The 937-nt window shown below is 73.3% G+C and carries 1 protein-coding gene and 1 pseudogene; both read left to right on the top strand.

The genetic code is table 11. The annotated features are described in order from the left end of the window. Positions 1 to 393: 393 nt before the first annotated feature. Positions 394 to 531: pseudogene (locus tag ACXJKG_RS21265) on the top strand (glutathione-dependent formaldehyde dehydrogenase); the annotation flags it as partial. 35 nt (positions 532 to 566) lie between these two features. After that, positions 567 to 937 (top strand): SRPBCC family protein (locus tag ACXJKG_RS21260; protein WP_456847701.1); only part of this gene is annotated, 371 nt, incomplete at its 3' end.

Genomic DNA, 937 nt, shown 5'->3' with positions numbered 1-937 from the left:
CGTTCACGCCGAGCCGGCCAGTCCGTCGGCGATCGGGCGGTCGCCTCCGGGGGCGATCGTGGCCGACGTGCTGTCACCGCGCCCCTCGACCAGCGGTCCAGGTGGCTCGTTCTCCCGGTGATGCGGTCGTGCAGTCATCGATCTTCTCCGGTGCCGTCCGTCGTGGGGGCGACCCGCGCGTGGCGCAGCGCCCTGCATGCCGGCCCGCTGCTCGACCGAGATTCACGGTATCCGGCCGACCGGTCGGCGCAACTGGTCGGACGTCCGTCCCGGGTTCGCTCGCGCCCCGAAGCACGGCCACGGTACCGGCCCGAGTCGCGGTGCCGGACGCGGGAGCGCACGATGCGTGTCAGGTGCAGAGACGTCGCCGGACTGACGACCASGAGGACCGACGTGCGAGCACTCACCTGGCAAGGACGCGAGGACGTCCGGGTCGAGACCGTCCCGGACCCGCGCATCGAGGAGCCSAACGACGCGATCGTGCGAGTCACGTCGACCGCGATCTGCGGATCYGACCTGCACCTGTACGGCAAGGTCGTCCTGGACCCGGCGGAGCCGGCGCGCTGATGGCGAAAGTCACCCGGGCGATGGTGTGCTCGCCGCAGGCCGTCCTGGACGTGCTGGCCGACGGCTGGTCCTACGCCACGTGGGTGGTCGGGACCTCGCGGCTGCGCGCCGTGGACGACGGCTTCCCGGCGCCCGGCTCCGTGATCGCCCACTCGTTCGGTGTGTGGCCCGCCGTGATCGACGACGAGACGATCGTGCGGGCGTGGCACCCGGACCGCGGCATCGAGCTGCAGGCTCGCGGCTGGCCTGCCGGGGAGGCGCGGGTGCGCATCGACGTGCGCCCCGACGGCGACGGTTGCTCGGTGCGGATCGAGGAGGACGCGGTCCGCGGACCCGGCGCCTCGGCCAGGTGGGCGAGCCGCTGGAGCGC

Source organism: Cellulomonas sp. P5_C6, from assembly GCF_054049635.1.
The sequence above is the reverse complement of the archived record's forward strand: the minus strand, read 5'-3'. Positions and strand labels throughout refer to the sequence as shown.